Origin of the sequence: Nocardiopsis sp. NRRL B-16309 (genome assembly GCF_001279585.1) — a bacterium.
Taxonomy (GTDB): Bacteria; Actinomycetota; Actinomycetes; order Streptosporangiales; family Streptosporangiaceae; genus Nocardiopsis.
In genome coordinates this window covers 274,266-295,163 of the sequence record NZ_LGEC01000016.1, presented here as the reverse complement: position 1 = coordinate 295,163, position 20,898 = coordinate 274,266, and the positions used below count along the sequence as shown (strand labels likewise).

General features: G+C 72.0%; 14 protein-coding genes and 1 riboswitch. Of the genes, 10 read left to right on the top strand and 4 right to left on the bottom strand.

Annotated elements, in window-relative coordinates:
- The first annotated feature begins 41 nt into the window (after window positions 1–41).
- The 5 genes from ADL05_RS04305 (at window position 42) to thiC (ending at window position 9,889) form a co-directional block, all read left to right on the top strand.
- Complete coding sequence (locus ADL05_RS04305) at window positions 42–1,376, top strand: glycosyltransferase family 4 protein (RefSeq protein ID WP_053615534.1); 1,335 nt, start codon at window positions 42–44, stop codon at window positions 1,374–1,376.
- Complete coding sequence (locus tag ADL05_RS04300) at window positions 1,373–6,025, top strand: alpha-(1->3)-arabinofuranosyltransferase (RefSeq protein ID WP_231640588.1); 4,653 nt, start codon at window positions 1,373–1,375, stop codon at window positions 6,023–6,025. Before ADL05_RS04305 ends, ADL05_RS04300 begins: the two co-directional genes overlap by 4 nt.
- A complete protein-coding gene (locus ADL05_RS04295; protein WP_082376090.1) occupies window positions 6,022–7,137 on the top strand; it encodes a DUF3068 domain-containing protein in 1,116 nt (371 codons plus the stop codon). The genes ADL05_RS04300 and ADL05_RS04295 overlap by 4 nt, the downstream gene beginning before the upstream one ends.
- 10 nt (window positions 7,138–7,147) lie before the next feature.
- Complete coding sequence (locus ADL05_RS04290) at window positions 7,148–7,999, top strand: SOS response-associated peptidase (RefSeq protein WP_053615533.1); 852 nt, start codon at window positions 7,148–7,150, stop codon at window positions 7,997–7,999.
- A gap of 108 nt (window positions 8,000–8,107) precedes the next feature.
- A riboswitch (TPP riboswitch) is annotated at window positions 8,108–8,219 on the top strand.
- The gene (gene thiC / locus ADL05_RS04285; RefSeq protein ID WP_053615532.1) at window positions 8,213–9,889 is read left to right on the top strand and encodes a phosphomethylpyrimidine synthase ThiC; all 1,677 of its coding nucleotides are present in this window, start codon (window positions 8,213–8,215) and stop codon (window positions 9,887–9,889) included. Its footprint overlaps the riboswitch before it by 7 nt.
- A 72-nt stretch (window positions 9,890–9,961) precedes the next feature.
- Here thiC and ADL05_RS04280 read toward each other — a convergent pair whose 3' ends face one another.
- Window positions 9,962–10,933 (bottom strand): acetylxylan esterase, encoded by a 972-nt coding sequence (locus ADL05_RS04280; protein ID WP_053615531.1) that lies wholly within the window; start codon window positions 10,931–10,933, stop codon window positions 9,962–9,964.
- Window positions 10,934–11,082: 149 nt separating this feature from the next.
- Window positions 11,083–11,904: a methyltransferase gene (locus ADL05_RS04275; RefSeq protein ID WP_053615530.1), complete on the bottom strand. Its 822-nt coding sequence runs from the start codon at window positions 11,902–11,904 to the stop codon at window positions 11,083–11,085.
- Between the two features lie 348 nt (window positions 11,905–12,252).
- On the opposite strand from ADL05_RS04275, the gene ADL05_RS04270 reads away from it, so the two are divergent.
- The 4 genes from ADL05_RS04270 (at window position 12,253) to ADL05_RS04255 (ending at window position 16,788) form a co-directional block, all read left to right on the top strand.
- Window positions 12,253–12,924, top strand: a complete 672-nt coding sequence (locus ADL05_RS04270; protein ID WP_053615618.1) for a sigma-70 family RNA polymerase sigma factor — start codon at window positions 12,253–12,255, stop codon at window positions 12,922–12,924.
- Window positions 12,924–13,241: a mycothiol system anti-sigma-R factor gene (rsrA, locus tag ADL05_RS04265; RefSeq protein ID WP_053615529.1), complete on the top strand. Its 318-nt coding sequence runs from the start codon at window positions 12,924–12,926 to the stop codon at window positions 13,239–13,241. Before ADL05_RS04270 ends, rsrA begins: the two co-directional genes overlap by 1 nt.
- 848 nt (window positions 13,242–14,089) lie before the next feature.
- On the top strand, window positions 14,090–15,460 hold the full coding sequence (locus tag ADL05_RS04260) for an HD-GYP domain-containing protein (RefSeq protein ID WP_053615617.1): 1,371 nt from the start codon (window positions 14,090–14,092) through the stop codon (window positions 15,458–15,460).
- The gene (locus ADL05_RS04255) at window positions 15,460–16,788 is read left to right on the top strand and encodes an HD-GYP domain-containing protein (RefSeq protein ID WP_053615528.1); all 1,329 of its coding nucleotides are present in this window, start codon (window positions 15,460–15,462) and stop codon (window positions 16,786–16,788) included. The genes ADL05_RS04260 and ADL05_RS04255 overlap by 1 nt, the downstream gene beginning before the upstream one ends.
- Window positions 16,789–17,263: 475 nt before the next feature.
- Here the strand turns inward: ADL05_RS04255 and ADL05_RS04250 are convergent, their stop codons facing one another.
- Window positions 17,264–18,004, bottom strand: coding sequence for a GntR family transcriptional regulator (locus ADL05_RS04250; protein ID WP_053615527.1), 741 nt, complete (start codon window positions 18,002–18,004; stop codon window positions 17,264–17,266).
- A gap of 142 nt (window positions 18,005–18,146) precedes the next feature.
- On the opposite strand from ADL05_RS04250, the gene ADL05_RS04245 reads away from it, so the two are divergent.
- The gene (locus ADL05_RS04245) at window positions 18,147–19,691 is read left to right on the top strand and encodes a sensor histidine kinase (protein WP_053615526.1); all 1,545 of its coding nucleotides are present in this window, start codon (window positions 18,147–18,149) and stop codon (window positions 19,689–19,691) included.
- Between the two features lie 648 nt (window positions 19,692–20,339).
- On the opposite strand, the gene ADL05_RS04240 is transcribed toward ADL05_RS04245, so the two are convergent.
- Complete coding sequence (locus ADL05_RS04240; protein ID WP_053615525.1) at window positions 20,340–20,603, bottom strand: WhiB family transcriptional regulator; 264 nt, start codon at window positions 20,601–20,603, stop codon at window positions 20,340–20,342.
- Between the last annotated feature and the right edge of the window lie 295 nt (window positions 20,604–20,898).

Below are 20,898 nucleotides of genomic sequence, written 5' to 3'. Positions count from 1 at the left end.
GATGTCCGACTCCCACCGGACCCCGCGCGGAAGGAGAGCTCGTGGTCTTCCAGAAGGTCCACCACCGGGTCGAACCCGACACCTCCACGGTCGCGGCCCCGGTCGCGGCCGCACCGGTGACGGTTCCGGAGCCGCCCGCCGCGGACCCGGGCCCGCGCCTGGACGGCGTGCGGCTCGTCATGATCAACTGGCGCGACCCCTGGCAGAGCGCCGCCGGAGGCGCCGAGGAGTACGCCTGGCGGATCAGCCGCCACCTGGCCGGACGCGGTGCCATCGTCACCTTCCTCACCAGCCGCGAACCCCACCAGGCGCGCGTGGAGACCAAGGACGGCATCGTCATCCGACGGATGGGCGGCCGGTTCACCGTCTACCCCCGCGTCATGGCCTGGCTCGCCCTGTGGCGACGCGAGTACCACCTCGCCTTCGACTGCATGAACGGCATCCCGTTCCTGTCGCGCCTGGTGCTGAGACGCCGGACCCGCGTCGTCAGCGTCGTCCACCACGTCCACGACCTCCAGTTCAACGCCTACTTCCCGGCGCCGCTGGCCTGGTTCGGGCGCTTCATGGAGTCCGCGGTCGCCTCCCGGGTCTACCGCGACTGCACCACCGTGACCGTCTCGGAGTCCTCCCGCGCGGCGATGCGCGACAAGCTCGGCTGGCGCGCGCCCATCGAGATCATCCACAACGGCGGCGTCCCGGCACCCCTCCCGGTCCCCTCCCAGCTCCCCGCGCGCACCGCGGACGGGGACGGGGGCCCCGCGGCCGCCGGCGCCCCGGCCATCGTCAGCCTCGGCCGCCTCGTCGTGCAGAAGCGCGTCTCCAGGGTCGTCGGCCTCGCCGCCGGCCTGCGGGCGTCACACCCGGGCCTGCGGGTGCACATCATCGGCCGCGGTCCGGAGGGCGAGCACCTCGCCGAGCAGATCGAGCGCGACGACCTCGCCGACGCCGTCCGCCTGCACGGCTTCCTCCCGGAGGCGGACAAGAACCGCCTCCTGGCCTCCTGCGACCTGCACGTGACCGCCTCGGAGTTCGAGGGCTGGGGCCTGACCGTCATCGAGGCGGCCCGGCTCGGCGTCCCCACCGTGGCCTACGATGTGGACGGACTTCGCGATTCGGTACGCGACGGTGAGACCGGGTGGCTCGTACGCGAGGGAGAGGACCTCGCCGACGTCGTCGACCGGGCCCTCAAGGAGCTCTCCGACCCCCGGAGGGCCGCGGAGGTCCGCCGCGCCTGCCGGGCGTGGGCCGACCAGTTCACCTGGGAGGCCAGCGGCGCGAGGATGACCCGCCTGGTCGCCGCCGAACTCCGGCTCCCCGACCCGGCCACCACCCCCGGTGGACACGACTCCGCGGCAGGCAAGAAAGAGACGATGTGACTTCGGCGGAATCCACCGTCAGGCGCGAACCGGCGGATTCCAGGACACCGTCCGCCCCCGGCGGAGGACTGGACGAGACGCTGCGGGCGCGGCTGAAGGTCCTCACGGTGTGCGTGCTCCTGGGCGCGCTGGCGGCCAGCATCGACCCCGGCCGGATCGTCAGCGACACCAAGATCGACCTGACGGCCAACCCGCTGGGGTTCCTGGAGCGCGCCCTCTTCCTGTGGGACGCCTCCTACTTCGGGCAGATCCAGAACCAGGCCTACGGGTACTTCTTCCCCAACGGCCCCTTCCACCTGCTGCTCGACCTGGCCGGCATGCCCGACTGGCTCATCCAGCGGCTGTGGATGGCGGTCCTGCTCATCGCCGCGTTCACCGGCGTGTACAAGGTCGCCGGAGCCCTGGGCCTGGGCACCGTCAACACCCGCATCCTCGCCGGGCTCGCCTACGCCCTCGCGCCGCGCGTGCTCACGCTGCTGTCCTACAACTCCGCCGAGCTGCAGCCGATGCTGCTCATGCCGTGGATCCTGCTGCCCCTGGTCCTCGGCGCCCGCCACGGCCGTTCCCCCCTCCGGATGGCCTTCCTGTCCGGCACGGCCTTCCTGCTGTGCGGCGGCACCAACGCGGCCTCCGAACTGGCCGTGCTGGTCGTTCCCGGCCTCTACCTGCTGACCCGCGCCCGCGGCCCCCGCAAACGGCGGCTGATCGCCTGGTGGTCGGTCGCGGTCGTGCTGGCCTCGTTCTGGTACGTCGCCCCGCTGCTGCTCATGTCGCGGTACGTGTACTCGTTCATGCCCTACACCGAGGACGCCGCCGTCACCACCGGCGTCACCTCGCTGGTCAACGCGCTGCGCGGGACCTCCAACTGGATGGGCTTCCTGCCGGACCAGGGCAACACCGCGCTGCCCTCGGGCGCCGAGCTGTCCACCACCCCCTGGCTGATCGCCGTCACCGCCCTGGTCGCCGGACTCGGCCTGGCCGGACTCATCAACCGCCGCACCCCCGAACGCCTCTTCCTCATCGCGTGCCTGCTCACCGGGACGGCGGTGATCGTCGCGGGCCACACCGGCGACCTCACCGGACTCTTCGCGGGCGGCATGCGCGACCTCCTCGACGGCGCGCTCGCGCCCTTCCGCAACGTCCACAAGTTCGACGCGCTGATCCGCCTGCCCCTCGTCCTGGGGCTGGCCCACCTGCCGGTGGTCGTGGCCCGCGACTGGGCCGACCGCCGCTCGGCACCCGTCTCGGCGCGCGTGCGCCGGTCGGTCACGGCCCTGGCCGCCGTCGCCTTCCTGGTCACGCTGCTGCCCATCGGCGCCGTCGGCATCGCCCCGGCGGGCGGCTACGAGCGGATGCCCGAGCACTGGACCGAGGCCGCCGACTGGCTGAACGAGCGCTCCGACGAGCGCGGCATGACGATGGCCCTGCCGGGGTCGGCGCGCGGTGAGTACGAGTGGGGCCGCCCGCTGGACGAACCCATGCAGCCGCTGCTCTCGGGCGCCTGGACCAACCACCAGATCATCCCCTGGGGCTCGGCGGGGGTCTCCCGCCTCACCCACGAGATCGACCAGCGGGTCTCCTCCGGTCGCGGCTCGCCGGGGCTCGCCGACACCTTCGCCCGCCTGGGCGTCACCCACCTGATCGTCCGCAACGACCTCCAGCGCACCGGCAACAACGGCGGCTGGCCCGCCCGCGTGCACCAGGCCCTGCGCACCTCGCCCGGCATCACCGAGGCGGCGGAGTTCGGCCCCGTCATCGGCTCCCTGGACCACCAGTCGGCCTCCCAGTGGTTCGACCAGCCCTACCGGGCCCTGACCGTCTACGAGGTCGCCGACGCCGCACCGACCGTCGGCACCGTGCCCGCCGACGAGGCCGTGCGCGTCACCGGCGGGCCCGAGTCCCTGCTCCACCTGGCCGAACAGGGCCTGATCACCGACGACCGCCCCGTCCTGCTCGGCGACGACCCCGGCGCCGAGGAGGTCTCCGCCGCCGACACGGTCGTCACCGACACCGCGCGCCGCCGCGAGGTCGTCTACTCCGACGTCCGCCGCAACGTCTCGGCGACGCTGACCGAGGACCAGGAGCTCGAACGCGACGTCCCCGCGCCCGACGTCCTCGACCCGGCGTGGGAGGACCACGTCGCCCACGCCCAGGACCTGGGCATCGCCTCGGTCACCGCCTCCTCCGCCGAGAGCGGCGCCGACGCCCGCGGCTCCGACCGCGACCCCGGCAACGCCCCGCACGCGGCCCTGGACGGCGACCTGGCCACCTCCTGGCGCTCCAGCGCGTTCACGGGCGCCCTCGGCGAGTGGCTGGAGGTCGAGTTCACCGAACCGCGCGACCTCGACGGGCTCAGCCTCGCCTTCGAGCAGCTGCCCGGTGAACCGCCGCCCTCCCGCGTCACGCTCGTCACCGACAACGGCGAGGCCGACGTCCCCGTCGCCGGGACCGACGAACCCCAGGACATCGTGGCCCCGCCCGGGCTCACCTCGACCCTGCGCGTGCGGGTGGACGAACTCGCGTGGGAACCGGAGTACCGCTTCGGCACGCGGGTGGGGATCGCGGAGCTCTCCCTCCCCGGCCTGGAGGTCGACCGCACCCTCGTGGTGCCCGGCCCCGCCGACACCGGCACCCTGGTCTTCACCGGCTCCACCGGCACCGCGCCAGGGTGCATGGAGGGCTCCCACGTGTGGGTGTGCAACTCGCGGCTCCAGGTGCGGGGCGAGGACGCGCGCCGCCTGGACCGCACCTTCGAGCTGTCGGAGGAGTCCGCGTCGGGACCGCACCGGGTCTCCGGCGAGGTCGTGCTCACCGACCCCCGCGAGGCGGAGAACGCCGCCAACCGCGCCGGCGGGTACCCGACCGTGACCTCCTCCTCCACCGCCGTGGAGCACCCGGCGTCGATGGGCCGTGGCGCCCTGGACGACGACGAGAGCACCGTCTGGTACCCCGACCCGGAGGAGAAGGAGCCCTGGCTCGACATCGATCTCGGCGAACCCACCACGCTCGGGTACCTGGAGGTCGACTTCCCCCGCGCCGACAGCGTGCTGCGGCCGATCAGGGTCACCGTCGAGGGCGGGGACACCGTCCGCGAGGGCTGGCTCGACGGCAGCGGCCGCGTGGACTTCGCGTCCCTGACCACCGACACCCTGCGCGTGACGTTCGAGCGGCCCGAGGGCCAGGCGCTGGAGATCGGCTCCATCGGCCTGCCCGGCGTCGAGCCCGTGGAAGCGGTGCCCTCCGGCGACGCCTCCACCGCGTGCGGGCTGGGACCGACCCTGCGGGTCAACGGCGAGCGCGTGGAGTCGCGCATCAGCGAGGGCACGCTGGCCGACCAGCTCACCGGCCTGCCGCTGCGCTATGAGTCCTGCACCGACTTCGACCTGGACGGGGGCACCAACCGTCTGGAGGTCGACCCGGGCAACCGCTACGAGGTCCGCTCGGCCGTGGTGGACTCCGCCGACGCGCTCGCCGACCGCTCCGAGGTCGCCATGGCCGAGGTGGAGGCGGTGCACGGCTGGGGGCCCAGCGGCCGCAGCTTCGACGTGGACGTGGACGAGGACAGCCTGCTCGTGGTCAACGAGAACTTCAACGAGGGCTGGACCGCCCGGTTGGAGGGCTCGGACGGGCCGCTGGAGCCGATCCGGCTGGAGGGCTGGAAGCAGGGCTGGGTCCTGCCCGCGGGAAGCGCGGGGACCGTCACCCTGGAGTACGCGCCCGACCACGCCTACCACGCGGCCCTGCTGGTCGGCTTCCAGATGGCCGCGCTGCTCGTCATCGTGGCCCTGTGGCCCCGGGGCCGACCCGCGCGCACGTCGCCGCCGCGCGGCCAGCGCGCCCTGCCCGCCGCCGAACCCGGCTGGCTCGGCCGCGGGGCCGTCCTGCCCCTCGGACTGGCCTACGGCGTGTGGGTCGCCGGTTGGACCGGAGCCGCCCTGGTGGGCGCCATCCTGCTGTGCGTGTGGTGGCTGGGCCGCCGGGCGCCCAAGGCACTGCGGCACGCCAAACCCGGGCGCCCGTCGATGGGCGGGCGGCTGCTGCCCCACCTGGCGGGGCCGTGGCCGGTGACCGTGTCGCTGGCCCTGGCCGGACTGGCGATGGGCGCCGGGACCTACCTGGCCCTGTACATGCCCTTCCACGACGTCTCCCAGGTGTTCGGCGGCCCCCTGCGCGGCTGGGTGCCCCAGGCGCTGTGCCTGCCGGCCCTGGCACGGCTGGTACTCGCCCTGGGCCAGCGCGGCCTCGACGAGGACGCCGACGACGACCCGCCCGGCGTACGCGCCGGAACCCGGACCGGCAGCCGAGTCGGCACCGCCTCCGGCTCCACCGCGGGCTGGACGACGGGTGCGGACCCGGCCCAGGAAACCGCCGCAGGCATGTCCGGTCGTGCGGGCACGGCGGGCGGTACCGCCGCGGGCCGGACGACCGGGCCCGGCCCGGCTCCGGGGGCCGTCGCGGACGCCCACTCCGGGGACCCGCGCGAGCCGGACGGAGCGATCCAGCCCGAGTCCGGCGTTGAGCCCGAGCCGGACGGAGCGATCGCGGCCGACGGACCCGCGGCCAACGGTCACGCGGCCAACGGTCACGCGGACCGGGGCCGGGACGCCGACGGACCCGCGACGGCCGACACCGAGGAGGCCCGGACATGACCACCGGCACCGGGAGCCAGGTCGGCCCCCTCACCGCGCCGCGGCGATCGCTGCCCACGGGCACCCTCGCCGTGGCCGCGGGGGCGTTCCTGCTGACCCTGGCCGCGCTGCTGCCCCTGTACGTCCACGACCGCGTGGCCCTCATCCCGGCCTCCACCGAGTTCTCCGTGGCCATGGTCGACGCGGAGGCCGGTTACCTGGACACGTCCCGGTGGGCCTGGGTCGAGGGCGTCGAGATGCGGCGCGTGACCCGCGTCGACGCCACCGCCCACGGTCGTGACTGGTCGGCGTGGGAGATGGTCGTGGACACCTCGCTGCCGGACCGCATGATCGACCACTCCAGCCGGCGCGTCATCGTCGACCGCGAGACCGGGCGCGCCGTGAACTGCTGCGGCGAGCACGTCAACGGCGACCGCGCCGTGCGCCAGGCGGGCCTGGTGCACTTCTGGCCCGCCGGCGCCGACGAGGGCGACTACCCCTACTACGACGCCGAGGTGCGCGCCGCCCCGCTGCTGGAGTTCGACGACTGGGAGGAGGTGGCCGGGCTCCGGACCGGCCGGTACACCCAGACGGTGAGCGCCACCCAGGTCCCGGACTCGGCGCGCCCGGTCCCGGCCGTGCTGTTCTCCGCCGGGGCCGAGGGCACCGTGACCGCCACCCGGTGGCTGGAGGTCACGCGCACGTTCTGGGTGGAGCCCGTCACGGGCGTCGTCGTCAACGCCACGGAAGAGCGGGAGGAGACCCTGCGCCCGCGCGACGGCCAGGGCGGGATCCCGCTGCTCAGGGCCGCGCTCGCCCTGGAGGAACCGCAGGTCGCGGCCAACGCCGAGCAGGCCCGGGTGCGCTCGGTCCTGCTGCGCGCGCTGGACTCCTGGGCGCCCGCGGTGCTGGGGCCGCTGGGCGCACTGGCCGTCCTGGTCGGACTGGGCCGCGCCTGGCGGGCCCGGGACACCGGTTCCCCGGACCCGGGCGATCCCCTGGAACCGGCCCCGTCCGGCCCCGCGCCCGTGCAGGCAGCGGCCGACGACGCCGCGGACGCCGGCGCGCGCCGCCCCGGCCCCGACGGCTCCCGGACGCCGGACCCCCGGAAGGATGTCACGGCGGAGCCGTAGGATCACACCCATGTGCGGTCGCTATGCCCAGTCCCGGAACCAGCACGAGCTCCAGCTCGCCTTCGACCTGCCCGAGGAGGCCCTGCCCGAGAATCCCGACCCCCGGGCCTGGCCGCCGCTGGAGGACCTGCCCCCGGACTACAACGTCTCGCCCGGGCGGCCCGTGTACGCGGTGCTCGGCCCGCCGCCCCAGGGCCCCGGTTCCGCCGAGCCCGGACCCGCCTCCCTGCACACCCTGCGCTGGGGCCTGGTCCCCTCCTGGGCCAAGGACCGCAACATCGGCTACCGGATGATCAACGCGCGCAGCGAGACCATCGCCGACAAGCCCGCCTTCCGGACCGCCTTCCGCCGCCGGCGCTGCCTGCTGCCAGCCGACGCCTACTACGAGTGGCAGCTGGTCGGCAGGGACGGCCGGGTCGAGCCGAGCACCTCGCCGGTCACCGACCCCCACCACAAGAAGCGCAAGGCCAAGGCGGCCAAGAAGCCCTACGCCATCCGCTACCCGGACGGCGCGCCCCTGGCCATGGCCGGGATCTTCGAACGGTGGCGCGACCCCGAGGCCGACGAGAACGACCCCGCCGGCTGGCTCTGGAGCTGCGCGGTCGTCACCACCGACGCCGCGCCCGCGCTCGCCCACATCCACGAGCGGATGCCCGTCATCCTGCCCCCGGCCACCTGGTCCACCTGGCTGGACCCCGAGGCGGCGCCGGACGACCTCCTCCACGTGCTGGCGCAGACCCCCGCCGACGCCTTCGCCGTGGACGAGGTCTCCACCGAGGTCAACACCATCAAGAACAACTCCGCCGACCTGCTCACACCGGTCGCCGCGGTCGCCGGGCCGGAGCCGGACACACTTTTCTGACCCCTGGGCCCCTGGACAGGTCCGGGTGGGGGACGGATATGGTGTGCGAGGCCACAGGGCCGGGCGCCCCCACGGGGGCCGCCCCGCACGCGCGACGTGCCACATGTGAATAAGCAACGCGGGAGCTCGCACCATGGCGGGCTGAGAGGGCGACTCAACGGTGTCGCCGACCGCAGAACCTGTTCGGGTAATTCCGACGTAGGGAGGCATGCCATGACGGCTGTTGACGGCCGCGACACCGGTTCCACCACCGACGTCCACCAGGTGACCACCGGTCCCATCATGGGATCGGTCAAGGTCCACCGGGAGATCGAGACCCCCGAGGGGCTCACGCTCCGCGTCCCGCAGCGGCGGGTGGAACTCAGCAACGGCAGCCATTTCGACCTGTACGACACCTCAGGCCCGTACACCGACGACTCCGCGCTCATCGACGTCCACTCCGGTCTGCCCAGGACGCGGCAGCCCTGGATCGAGGCCAGGGAACCGGTCGGCGGCGCGGTCACCCAGCTGGCCCACGCCAAGGCCGGGACCATCACCCCCGAGATGCGCTTCGTGGCCGCCCGCGAGGGCATGGACCCCGAGTACGTCCGCCAGGAGGTGGCGCTGGGCCGGGCCGTGATCCCGGTCAACCGCTGCCACCCCGAGTCCGAGCCGACCATCATCGGCAAGAACTTCCTGGTCAAGATCAACGCCAACATCGGCAACTCGGCCGTGACCTCCTCCGTCCCCGAGGAGGTCGAGAAGATGGTGTGGGCGACCCGCTGGGGCGCCGACACCGTCATGGACCTGTCCACCGGCAAGCGCATCCACGAGACCCGCGAGCGCATCATCCGCAACTCGCCGGTCCCCATCGGCACGGTCCCCATCTACCAGGCGCTGGAGAAGGTCAACGGCGACCCCACCGCGCTGAGCTGGGAGGTCTACCGCGAGACCATCATCGAGCAGGCCGAGCAGGGCGTCGACTACATGACCGTGCACGCGGGCGTGCTGCTGCGCTACGTGCCGCTGGCGGCCCGTCGGGTCACCGGCATCGTCTCGCGCGGCGGCTCGATCATGGCCGCGTGGTGCCTGGCCCACCACAGGGAGAGCTTCCTCTACACGCACTACGAGGAGCTCTGCGAGATCTTCCGCGAGTACGACATCACCTTCTCCCTCGGTGACGGACTGCGCCCCGGCTCCATCGCCGACGCCAACGACGAGGCGCAGTTCGCGGAGCTGCGCACGCTCGGCGAGCTCACGCACATCGCCCGCGCCCACGACGTGCAGGTGATGATCGAGGGCCCGGGGCACGTGCCGATGAACAAGATCGCCGAGAACGTGCGCCTGGAGGAGGAGCTGTGCGGTGAGGCGCCGTTCTACACGCTCGGCCCCCTGGCCACGGACGTCGCCCCCGGCTACGACCACATCACCTCCGCCATCGGTGCCGCGCAGATCGGCTGGCTGGGCACCGCGATGCTCTGCTACGTCACTCCCAAGGAGCACCTGGGCCTGCCCAACCGCGACGACGTCAAGACCGGCGTCATCACCTACAAGCTCGCCGCGCACGCCGCCGACATCGCCAAGGGCCACCCCAAGGCGCAGGAGTGGGACGACGAGCTGTCCAAGGCGCGGTTCGAGTTCCGCTGGCAGGACCAGTTCCACCTCGCCCTCGACCCCGAGACCGCGCAGGCCTTCCACGACGAGACCCTGCCCGCCGAACCGGCCAAGACCGCGCACTTCTGCTCCATGTGCGGGCCGAAGTTCTGTTCGATGAAGATCTCCCAGGACGTGCGCAAGTACGCCGAGGAGAACGGACTGGACACCGTCGCCGCGATCGAGAAGGGCATGGCGGACAAGTCCGAGGAGTTCGCCGAGCACGGCAACCGGGTGTACCTGCCCCTGGCCGACTGAGGCCCGGGCACGCCGCCCCCGCCGGACGGCGGCGTCGGGGACCGGTCGGACACCGGCCGGTCCCCGACCGCTTCAGTCGAGGTCGGCGAGGAAGCGCAGCTGTGCGCGCATCTGCTCACCGCCGCCGCCCTCGTGCCCGTTCCACGGCCACACCGTGATGTCCTTGGGGCCCGCCCAGTGGTTGTGGGCGGCGAACACGGTGGAGGGCGGGCACACCTCGTCCATCAGGGCCACCGAGTACAGCGCGGGCACCCGGCCCCGCGCGGCCAGGTTCATCCCGTCGAAGTAGGACAGGGTCTCCATCACCCGCTCCTCCTGGCCGCGGTGGGCGGCCAGGAAGCGGACCAGCTCGGCGTAGGGCTCCTTGCCGGTGATCTCCACGGCCCGGCGCATGTGGCACAGGAACGGCACGTCGATCACCGCCGCGCGGACCCCGGGATGCAGGGCCGCCGCGGCCTGGGCGATGGCCCCGCCCTGGCTCGCGCCCGACACGGTGATCCGGTCGGCGTCGACCGCCGGGTGGCCGGCGGCGGTGTCCACGGCCCGCACCGCGTCGGTGAACAGCCGCCGGTAGTAGTAGGTCTCCGGGTCGAGCACGCCCCGGGTCATCATCCCGGGCGCCTGCGCGAACGCGCCGCCGTCGGGGTCGGCGGTGGCGCCGGGCGCGTGGTGGGCGGCCCCGCCCTGGCCCCGGCTGTCCACGATCAGGGCGGCGTGGCCCGCCGCCGCCCACACGATGTGGTCCTCGGCGAAGCCCCGGCCGCCCCCGTAGCCGATGAAGCGCACCACGCACGGCAGGGGCCCGTCGGCACCCCTGGGCACGAGCAGCCAGGCGTTGATCCGGTGGCCGCCCCAGCCGGAGAACGAGGTGTCGTGCACCTCGACGCCGGTCAGCGCGGTGTCGGCGGGGACGAACTCCGGAGCCAGGTCGAACTCGGCGGCCTCGGCGAGCGTCCTGCTCCAGAAGTCGTCGAAGTCGGCCCGCTCGGTGCGCTCGGGCTTGTACGTCCGGAGTTCGTCGAGGGGGAGGTCGAACAGGGCCATGTCTCTCCAGGGTCCGTGGCGGGTCGGCGGGGGTCGCCGGGCGCAAGTGTAAGCGCTTGCCCGCGTCGGGCCCGGAGCCAGGACCCTCGTTGCGCACCTGGTCCCGCCTTCGCCGCTCCCGCCGGGCCGCCCCCGTGGGGCCCCGCCGGTCAGTCCGGTTTGCGGGCGCTGGCCACCATGTGCACGCCGACGTAGTCGTCGGACTCGGTGGCCCGCAGCTCCATCTCGACCAGTCGGCCCATCGACCGGGGGTCCCGCGCCAGCATCATCTCCACCGTGGACGCCGACAGGACCGTGCGCGGCTTGATCCACTCCAGCTCCAGCCCCGCGTCGACGAGGGTCTCGGTGAGCTGCTCGCCGGTGAAGCACCGGGTGATGGAGCCGTCCGGCCAGGGGACCAGCAGGACGTCGGCGCTCGGGGCGTGGCTCAGTTCCGGCCAGCAGTCCTGCTCGGCCAGCAGGGCCATGCCCAGCACCACCGAGTCCACGCTCACCAGGGCCCGCCCGCCGGGCCGCAGTACCCGGGCGATCTCCGCCATCGACGACTCGGTGGCCAGGTGGCGGGACAGGACGCGGTTGTCGGCGATGACACCGTCGAAGACCTCGGAGGCGAACCCGCGCAGGAAGTCGGAGTCGCCCACCACGCGGCGCAGGCGCCCCCTGCGGGCGGGCGGCGGCACCATGGCGCGTCCGTTCACCAGGGTGAGCGGGCCGCGCAGGGCCAGGTCCAGCGACGGGAGCAGGGTGACCACGTCGTGGCCGGCGGCCACGGCACGGGGCGTGCCCTGGAAGTCGGGGCTGGACAGGTCCAGCAGCCGTGAGGGTGTGGGCGGGAGCCAGCGCGCCGTCTGGGCCTCCGCCACCGCCCAGTAGAAACGCCAGTAGTCCGACAGTCGGTCGGGGGTGGCGAACTGAGCGGCGGGAGACCGGGGGCGATCGGACGCCGGAGTCGAGGACGGACGCACGTGCACTCCTCTCCCATCCTTCATTGGTCCTACCCGCACTCTGCCATGCCTCACCTCGTCGACCGAGGCAAACGACAAAGTCGTGCAGGTCGCGGGGACCGGCTTCGCCCAGGGCGGAATCAGTCCGGCGGACGCGTTGTTGAGATCGACACCGCGCCCGGAGTCAGGATTCCGGGCCGATGAGGGTGACATCACAAGGAGGAGCGCCAGACCATGGCGACAGCCGGTGCGTGCCTCGTACGCGAGGAGGAGGTGTCGGCGCCTCGCGGCGTCGATGCGCGGGTCACAGGTATGGGATCGTATCGTGTGGATATGGATGCCGCAGCTGGGACCAGCGCGAGGAGGCCGACGGGCTTGGAACAGGGCCAGGAGACAGCCGAGGAGCGGGACGAGCGCTTCGAGAGGGACGTTCTGCCCTTTCTCGACCAGCTCTACTCAGCCGCCCTGCGGATGACCCGAAATCCCGCGGACGCCGAGGACCTGGTCCAGGAGACCTTCGCCAAGGCGTTCGGTTCGTTCCACCAGTTCAAACAGGGGACGAATCTCAAGGCGTGGCTCTACCGCATCCTCACCAACACCTTCATCAACTCCTACCGCAAGAAGCAGCGTGAGCCCAAGCAGGCCGGGACCGAGGACGTCGAGGACTGGCAGCTGGCGCAGGCCGCCTCGCACACGGCCGCGGGCCTGAAGTCGGCCGAGGCCGAGGCGTTGGAACACCTTCCCGACAGCGACGTCAAGCGGGCGCTCCAGGAGCTGCCCGAGGACTTCCGCATCGCGGTGTACCTCGCCGACGTCGAGGGCTTCGCCTACAAAGAGGTCGCCGAGATCATGGGGACGCCGATCGGGACGGTCATGTCCCGACTCCACCGAGGGCGTCGCCAGCTCCGGTCTCTACTGGAGGAGTACGCGGTGGACCGCGGTTTCCTCGGAGCGACGCGCGCGGCCGAGGCCGCCGGTGCCGTCGCCTCGGGGTCGTCCGCGGCCGGACGGGTAGAGGCGACTGGGTCGGATCGAGGAGATCGGTGATGGGCGGCGGCCACGGCAAGGACCACGACACCCCGTGCAGCGAGGTGCTCGACAAGCTCTACACGTACATCGACGGGGAGCTTGAGGAGGGCAACTGCGAGGACATCCGCCGGCACCTGGACGGATGCAGCCCCTGCCTCGACGAGTACGGGCTCGAGGAGGCCGTGAAGAAACTCGTCGCCAAGCACTGCGGGTGCGACCCGGTGCCCAAGGATCTGCGTGACAAGGTGCTCGGGCGCCTGGCGCGGGCCCGGAACGAGGAATTGGCACGCGAGGGGCGTGCCGAGCGCCTGGAGTCCCCGGGGGCTCCCGCCTGACCTTCGTCCGGGGAAGAAGGGTCCTCCCCGAACGCCGGGCCCCGGCGAACACCGGAGCGGCGACAGCTGAAATGCCAGCTGTCGCCGCTTTTCTGCGTGCGTGCCAGAGTTTATGGACATTGGCGTCCTATGTCGTGATGCGGTCTGTTTGTCGCCGTTTGTGGGAGCGTCGTGCCGGATTCCCCTTCCCTGTCGGGGTTTTGGTCATGCCGTCCCCCGGGCGTCCGCGGCGGTACTGACCCGACACGCCCGGCGCGCCCGGCCGAATCGCCGTCGTGACCGACTCGGAATGATTTTTACCAGGCCGATGCCTGGGGGGTTCCTGTGGTCACTGGCTGTAGTTGATGCTGGCCAAGGGATGCGAGGGGGTGTCGCTCCGTGCCGTTGTGCCCGTCGATCGGTGGCGAGTGTCCGATGTCGTCTGATTACGCAGAGTCATTGGCCATCATTACTAATGGAATTCGTAATTCCATGTTTCGGAATCCGTGACCCAATTGGCGGGCCCCTGCGCCCCCGGTTCGGGTTGTGGTGAATCATGGCGCGGTGAGGGCCCGTTAAACTGGACGCCATATCCAACGAATGGGGTAATTTACGCGGCGTGCGCCGGGGAATTCGCGCACGCCCGTGTCGGGGGAGAGGGGACAAGACATGTTCGTACACATGATCCAGGCGCTGGCTATCACCCAATGGGTCGCGACCACTGTCTCCGGATGGTCTTGGTGGTAGAACAGAACCGGTGAAACCATGACAGTCCGGTCGTCGTTGGTGGGGGGTGAACGGGGGTGCGGGCTCTTCCCGCGGGCGCGCGTGTCTACGTCGGAATCGTCGTTGTCAGTGCGGTCACCATCATGCTCGTCGGGCCCTATTCGGGCATCGATCTGAAGACACTGATCTTCGTCGCGGTTCTGTTCGTGGTCGCGGAGTCGATCAGCACGATCGTCGTCGCGGACGTCAAGGCCGGGATCTCGCCGAGCTCGGCGGTGGCACTGGCGGCCGTGGTCCTGGTGGGCCCGGTGGGCGCGGCCGTCGTCGGTTTCGCCTCCTGCCTGACCATCCGCAGGCAGAACATCGTCAAGCGCTCCTTCAACGGGGCCCAGTTCGCCCTGGCGGCCTTCGCCGCCGGGCACGTCTACCTACTGCTCGGCGGCACCGTGGGGGAACCGGCCCAGGAGGACTTCCCTGCGGTCGTGTTCCCCTACGTCGCCGCCGTGCTCACGCACACGCTGGTCAACTCCGTGCTCATCGGCCTGCTCATGTGGACCCTGGGGGCGGTCCGCGAGCGCCGCGGCGGCCGGTTCCGCTGGCGCCCGCTGATGGCCGTCGAGCTGTCGTCCATCGGCTACCAGATGCTCGGCCTGGCCATCGCGGCCGTGTGGGGCGGTGTCGGACTCATCGCGCCGCTGCTCGTCCTGCTCCCGCTGTTCATCGCCCGCTGGACCTTCGCGCAGCAGTCCGGTGAGGCCCGCGCCCACGAGGCGACGCTCGCCACCCTCTGCCAGGCGGTGGAGACCAAGGACTACTACACGCGCGGCCACAGCATGCGCGTCGGCGAGGGCGCCGCGATGATCGCCCGGGAACTGGGTATGCCCGCCGAGCGGGTGCAGAAGATCCGCTACGCGGGGATGCTGCACGACATCGGCAAACTCGGGGTGCCCACCAAGGTGTTGCAGAAGACCGGCAAGCTCACGGACGACGAGTACGCGGCGATCAAGCTGCACCCCACGCGCGGGTACGAGATCGTCCGCGAGATCAGCTTCCTGGACGAGGCCCTGGCCGGGATCCGCCACCACCACGAACGCTTGGACGGACGCGGCTATCCCATGGGGCTGGTGGGGATGGAGATCCCCGAGTCGGCCCGTGTCATCAGCGTCGCCGACGTCTTCGACTGCCTCACCTCCACGCGCTCCTACCGCAAGGCGTGGTCGGTGGAGGACGCCATCGCCGAACTCCGCAGGTGCGCCGGGACCCAGTTCGACCCGCGGATGGTCGAGGCCCTGGTCCGGGCCGTGGAGCGGGACGGCTGGCAGACCCCGGACATCGCCGAGCCGCCCGGCGGCAGCTACGACCGGAACGACCGCCCCGATCCCGAGGGGCCGGAGGCACCCGTGCCCGACACCCCCGAGCAGGACGCCGCGACCGTGCGGACACCCGGGCCCGACGCGGACGCCGACACCGGCTCCGCGCCGGCCGAGGCAGTGACGGGCGGGCGTGACCGGTGATGACGCAGCGGCAGTCCGAAGGACCCGCGTCCGTCGGATCCGAGACCGATCCGACCGCGGTCGGCCCGCCCGGCCGACGGCGCGCGGGCGTGCCCTGGACCGACCGGCCCGTGCGGGCCGCCCTGGTCGGCGCGGTGGGGGCGGGCGCCCTGGCCGCCGTGGGCTGGACGGCCGTCACCGGCTTCACCGGGCCCTACACGGCACTGGCCTTCTGCCTGGTGATCGCCATCGGTGAGCTGGCGCGCATCACCCTGCCCGGCCACCGTGAACTCGCGCCCATCGCCTCGGCCGGGGCGATCAGCTACTCGCTGCTGCTGAGCCTGGGCGACGAGCCCGTCCTGTACCCGGCCTGGCAGGTCGTGGCCGTGGTCGCCCTGGGCGTGGCCCTGGGCGAACTGCCGCACGTGGCCGTGGGCCGCGGCCCGCAGGTCGAGGGCGTCGCCCGGCGGATCCTCGTCGCGATGCTGCTGGCGGTCGCCTTCCGGCCCCTGGTCGAGGGGCTGTCCCTGTCCGGGCCGTCGGCGACCGCCACGCTGCTGATGGCGGCCCTGGTCGTGTTCGCCTGGCTGGCGGACACCCTGGTGGCCGCGGTCCTGCGGGCCGAACGGCTGCGCACCCGTGTGCTGGTGGCCGTCGGCGACGAGGTCCGCGCCCAGTCCGCGGCGGGTGCCGCCATCGGCTCCAGCGGCGTGCTCATCGCGTTGGCCTGCACGGTGACCGGGCTCGTGGGGCTGCTGGTGTTCACCGCGCCCCTACTGGTGTCGCAGGTGGCCTTCCGCAGACACGCGGAGGTGCGGCGCACCTACCTGGAGACCGTGCGCGCGCTCAGCCGGGTCACCGAGGTCGGCGGCTACGTCGAGAACGGCCACTCGCGCCGCGTCGGCCACCTGGCCCGCGCCGTGGGGTGCGAGCTCGGCCTGGTCGAGGCGCAGCTGCTGGAACTGGAGTACGCGGCCCTGATGCACGACATCGGCCAGCTGTCCCTGCGCGAGCCCATCGCGGGCGGGGCGACCGTGCTGGCCTCCCCGCGGGAGCAGCGGCGCATCGCGGAGCTGGGATCGGCGATCATCCGCGAGACCGGGGTCCTGGACAACGTCGCCGAGCTCGTCCGGCGCCAGTGCGAGCCGCTGGACGGCGACGGGGACGAGGGCGTGCCGCCGCTGGGGAGCCGGATCATCAAGGTCGCCAACGCGTTCGACGACCTCGTGGGCGGCAACAGCGACGAGGAGCGCCGCGCCGCCGTTCTGGAACGGCTGCGGATGGACACCGACAGCGAGTACGACCCCCGTGTGGTGGACGCGCTGGCCGTGGTGCTCGGACGGCTCTAAGACGGGGCCTTCGCGCCTTCCGGTGCACGCCCTCGTTCCTCGGGAGTGCACCTCCAGCCACTCCAGGACCCGTCGCCGTCCTCGCCGTGCTTCTTTGAGCCTCCGCTCGTGCCCACACCGTCGCCCGCCACCACCCTCAACGGACGCCTACGGCGCGGTTCTTCCTGCTTTGGCCCAATCAACCCCCCAGTGGTCCCCGAGAGCACATCGCTGAGAGCACATCGCTCACGGCCGACCCCCTGTGGTGCCGGTAAGCGGAACCGCTCACCTCCAACCCCCTGGGGCTCAGACAGGGACATATGGGGTATGTCCGACCCGCGGGGCGGGCACGCTGAACGGCCTGTGTCTCAGCTCCCGAGGTCCGAAGGCTCGGGTGTGCGCCTTTGGCCACGGGGGCGGGGGCTGAGCGCGGTTTCACACTTGGGGGCGGGAGTGGGTTGCTGGACCATTGGGTCTGGGGTTCGGGTAGGACGAGTCAGTCTGTCGGGGGGCGGAGGCGGGTGACGAACTTGTACCGGTCGCCGCGGTAGAGCGAGCGGACCCACTCCACGGGGTGGCCGTCGCCGTCGAAGCTGTGCTGGCAGTGCAGGACCAGGGGCAGCCCGACGTCCACGCCCAGCAGGCGGGCCTCGTTGGGTGTGGCCAGGACCGTCTCGATGGAGGCCTCCGCCTCGGCCAGGGAGACGTCGTACGCGCTCGCCAGTGCCTCGTAGAGCGAGGCGTAGCGGTCGAGCTGGCGTCGGAGCCCCGGGAAGCGCCGCGCGGCGAGGTGCGCCGTCTCCACGGCCATGGGCTCGCCGTTGGCCAAGCGCAGCCGCTCGATCCGCAGCACGCGTCCGCCGGACCGGATCGCCAGGAGTTCGGCGAGCTGGTCGTCGGCGTTGATGTAGCTCACGTCCAGGATCCGAGTCGCCGGGTGCAGTCCGTGTGCCCGCATCTCCTGCGTGTAGCTCGTCAGCTGCAGCACCTGAGCGACCTTCGGCTTGGCCACGAAGGTGCCCTTGCCCTGGATCCGCAGCAGGCGGCCCTCGACCACCATCTCGGTCAGCGCCTGCCGCACGGTGGTGCGCGAGGTCCCGAACTGGGCGGCCAGTGTCCGCTCCGGGGGCACGGGGTTGCCCGCGGGCATGGCCTCGATCAGCTCCAGCAACTGCTTCTTGACCTGGTAGTACTTCGGCACCCTGGGGTTGCCGTCCAGTGTGCTCTGACCTGTCATCAGTCTCCTCCACCGCGATCCGAGCTCTGCCACACGCCCGTCCGGAGGTGGTCGTGGCGGCGGGGGCGGGCCGCCGATTGGTGTGGACCACTGGTCGAGTCGTATCCCTTGAGTATGCACGCCTTCATGGGATGATTTGTGAGTGCCTCACCTCAGTGATCTCATCAGACGCCACACGTCGCTCAAGCAAGCGGACCTGGAGTGGATCCACGCCCTGGTCTCCGACTGGCAGCTCCTGGCGGACCTCTCGTTCGCGGACCTCGTGCTGTGGGTGCGTCTGCGCGGCGACGACGGCTGGGTGGCGATCGCCCAGATGCGCCCGACGACCGGACCGACGGCCTTCCAGGACGACCTGGTCGAAACCGTGCTGCTCGACGACATGACCGATCTCACGTCGCGGACGGCGCCCCGTGTGGTCGGCCGCCGGGCCCTGATCGACCGCGCGTGGAACGAGGGGCGCATATGCCGGGACGGGGACCCCGACTGGTCCGGGGGCGTCCCGGTCCGGGAGGAGACGGTTCCGGTCCGGAGGCAGGGGCACCTCATCGGCGTCATCCAGCGCAGCACCAACCTGAGTTCGGCGCGTACCCCCAGCCGCCTGGAGCTCACCTACCTGCAGAGCGCCGGTGACCTGGCGCAGATGATCGCCGAGGGCGTCTTCCCCTTCGTGGACCAGGGCCCGCTCATGGTGCGCTCGCCCCGCGTCGGCGACGGCCTGCTGCGACTGGACCAGAACGGCGAGGTGGTCTACGCCAGCCCCAACGCCCTGTCCGCCTACCGGAGGCTGGGGCTGGCGGCCGACCTGGTCGGGGCACGGCTGGACCGCACCACGCTGGAACTGGCGGAGTCGACGGAGGCGCGCGACGAGGCGCTCACCTACACGGCCAGCGGCCGGGCGCCCCAGGAGGCGGAGGTGGAGGCGCGCGGGGTCACCGTGCAGATCAGGGCGATCCCCCTGGTGATCGACGAGGTGCGCATCGGCGCCCTGGTGATGGTCCGCGACGTCACCGAGCTGCGGCGGCGCGAGCGCGAGCTGATGACCAAGGACGCCACCATCCGGGAGATCCACCACCGGGTGAAGAACAACCTGCAGACGGTCGCCGCCCTCCTGCGGCTGCAGTCGCGCCGCCTGGACATCCCCGAGGCGCGCGCGGCGCTGGACGAGGCCGTGGGCCGGGTCGGCTCCATCGCGATCGTGCACGAGATGCTCTCGCACACGCCCGACGAGGTCGTGGACTTCGACGACATCGCCGACCGCGTCATCCAGATGGCGGCGGAGGTCTCCTCGACCGACGGGGTGGTGGTGCCCCGCCGCGTGGGAGGGTTCGGCCTGCTCTCCGCCCTGGTGGCCACGCCGCTGTCGATGGTCCTGGCCGAGCTGGTCCAGAACGCCGTCGAGCACGGGCTGGGCCAGGGGCCCGGCCGCATCGAGGTCCGGGTCCAGCGCTACGACGCCGGTCCCGGGTTCCCGGGGACCAGCAGTCTCGAACTGGCCGTCTCCGACGACGGGGGCGGCCTGCCGGCCGACTTCGACCTGGAGGGGACCACGAGTCTGGGACTGCAGATCGTGCGCACCCTCATCGTGGGAGAACTGGGTGGCACGCTGGCCATCAAGCCCAAGGAGACCGGCGGCACCGAGGTGGCGATCACCCTGCCCGTGGAACAGGAGGAGCCGGAACTCCCCTGAACACGCCCCCGAAGCATCAAAGCCACGGGCACGGTCCCTCGGGGCCTTGGGCCCAAGTCCTCACGCGCGGTCAGCGGAACCGCGGGGCTTTCGCATGGTCACCTGTCCGGGGCACACGCAGGACGTCCTGCTCCCGGGGGCCACCCGAGTTGTCCCGGGGCCCGGAAAGCTACGGGATCGGCCCCGCGGGACCCCTGGGGATGAGGTAGCGCCGTGCGCTCGGGGGCGCGGAGGGGTTCGCGATGGATACGCGCCTGCCTGTGCCCCAGGGGGTGGAGGGTGCACATGTTGGGCCCGCGGGACCTCGTGGGGGTGAGAGGCAGTCCCGTGTGCCCGGGGCGCGGAGGGGTTCGCGATGGATACGCGCCTGCCTGTGCCCCAGGGGGTGGAGGGTGCACATGTTGGGCCCGCGTGACCCCGTGGGGGTGAGAGGTAGGCCGTTCAGCCCACAGGTGTGCAGGGGGTTGGTCGGGCCGAAGCAGGAAGAACCGCGCCGTAGGCGTCCGTTGAGGGTGGTGGCGGGCCACGGTGTGGGCACGAGCGGAGGCCCGAGGCAAGCACGGCGAGGGCGCCGACGGGTCCTGTGAGGGCCTGGAGGTGGGTCCGTGAGGAACGAGCGGGCACACCGGAGGGCGCGAAGGCCCCGTCTTATGGGCGCCCGAGTCGGACCATCGGCCGCCGGGCGGTCTCCCTCTTGCGGATGCGTCGGCGTTCGTCCTCGCTGGTCCCGCCCCAGACACCGCCGTCCTGGCCGCTGTCGAGTGCCCAGCGCAGGCACGCGGCGCTGACGGGGCAACTGTTGCAGACCGCCTTGGCTTCCTCGATCTGGATCAGTGCGGGGCCGAAGTTGCCAATCGGGAAGAAGAGCTCGGGGTCTTCGTCACGGCAGGCGGCGTCATGGCGCCAGTCCATGCGGTCCACTCCTCACGGTGAGGCGATCGGGTTTTGTGAAGCTTTTCACGACCGTGTGCGTAACCTGCGTCTACGCTCGCGGTGCGTATGCCTGTACGAATGTGTCCGCGTATCGTGCGTGGAGCGCCCGGTGGATGGGTTCCACCGGAGGGAGTCGCAGCCAGTGAGGTCCAGCTTTCACCCCATGGCCACATGGGAAGCGCCCCAATTAACTCGCCCGTAACCCGCGGCGATATGTTGAGCGTGACAGGCTTGTAGGGCGCGTGCAAGGCTTCCCGAGGTCAAAGGTCCCAAT

Bases quoted from the DNA above. Each gene is read 5' to 3' on its own strand.
- ADL05_RS04290 (WP_053615533.1), top strand. From the start codon at position 7,148: ATGTGCGGTCGCTATGCCCAGTCCCGGAACCAGCACGAGCTCCAGCTC.
- ADL05_RS04250 (WP_053615527.1), bottom strand. From the start codon at position 18,004: ATGACAGGTCAGAGCACACTGGACGGCAACCCCAGGGTGCCGAAGTAC.
- thiC (WP_053615532.1), top strand. From the start codon at position 8,213: ATGACGGCTGTTGACGGCCGCGACACCGGTTCCACCACCGACGTCCAC.
- ADL05_RS04260 (WP_053615617.1), top strand. From the start codon at position 14,090: ATGCTCGTCGGGCCCTATTCGGGCATCGATCTGAAGACACTGATCTTC.
- rsrA (WP_053615529.1), top strand. From the start codon at position 12,924: ATGGGCGGCGGCCACGGCAAGGACCACGACACCCCGTGCAGCGAGGTG.
- ADL05_RS04255 (WP_053615528.1), top strand. From the start codon at position 15,460: ATGACGCAGCGGCAGTCCGAAGGACCCGCGTCCGTCGGATCCGAGACC.
- ADL05_RS04240 (WP_053615525.1), bottom strand. From the start codon at position 20,603: ATGGACTGGCGCCATGACGCCGCCTGCCGTGACGAAGACCCCGAGCTC.
- ADL05_RS04295 (WP_082376090.1), top strand. From the start codon at position 6,022: ATGACCACCGGCACCGGGAGCCAGGTCGGCCCCCTCACCGCGCCGCGG.
- ADL05_RS04280 (WP_053615531.1), bottom strand. From the start codon at position 10,933: ATGGCCCTGTTCGACCTCCCCCTCGACGAACTCCGGACGTACAAGCCC.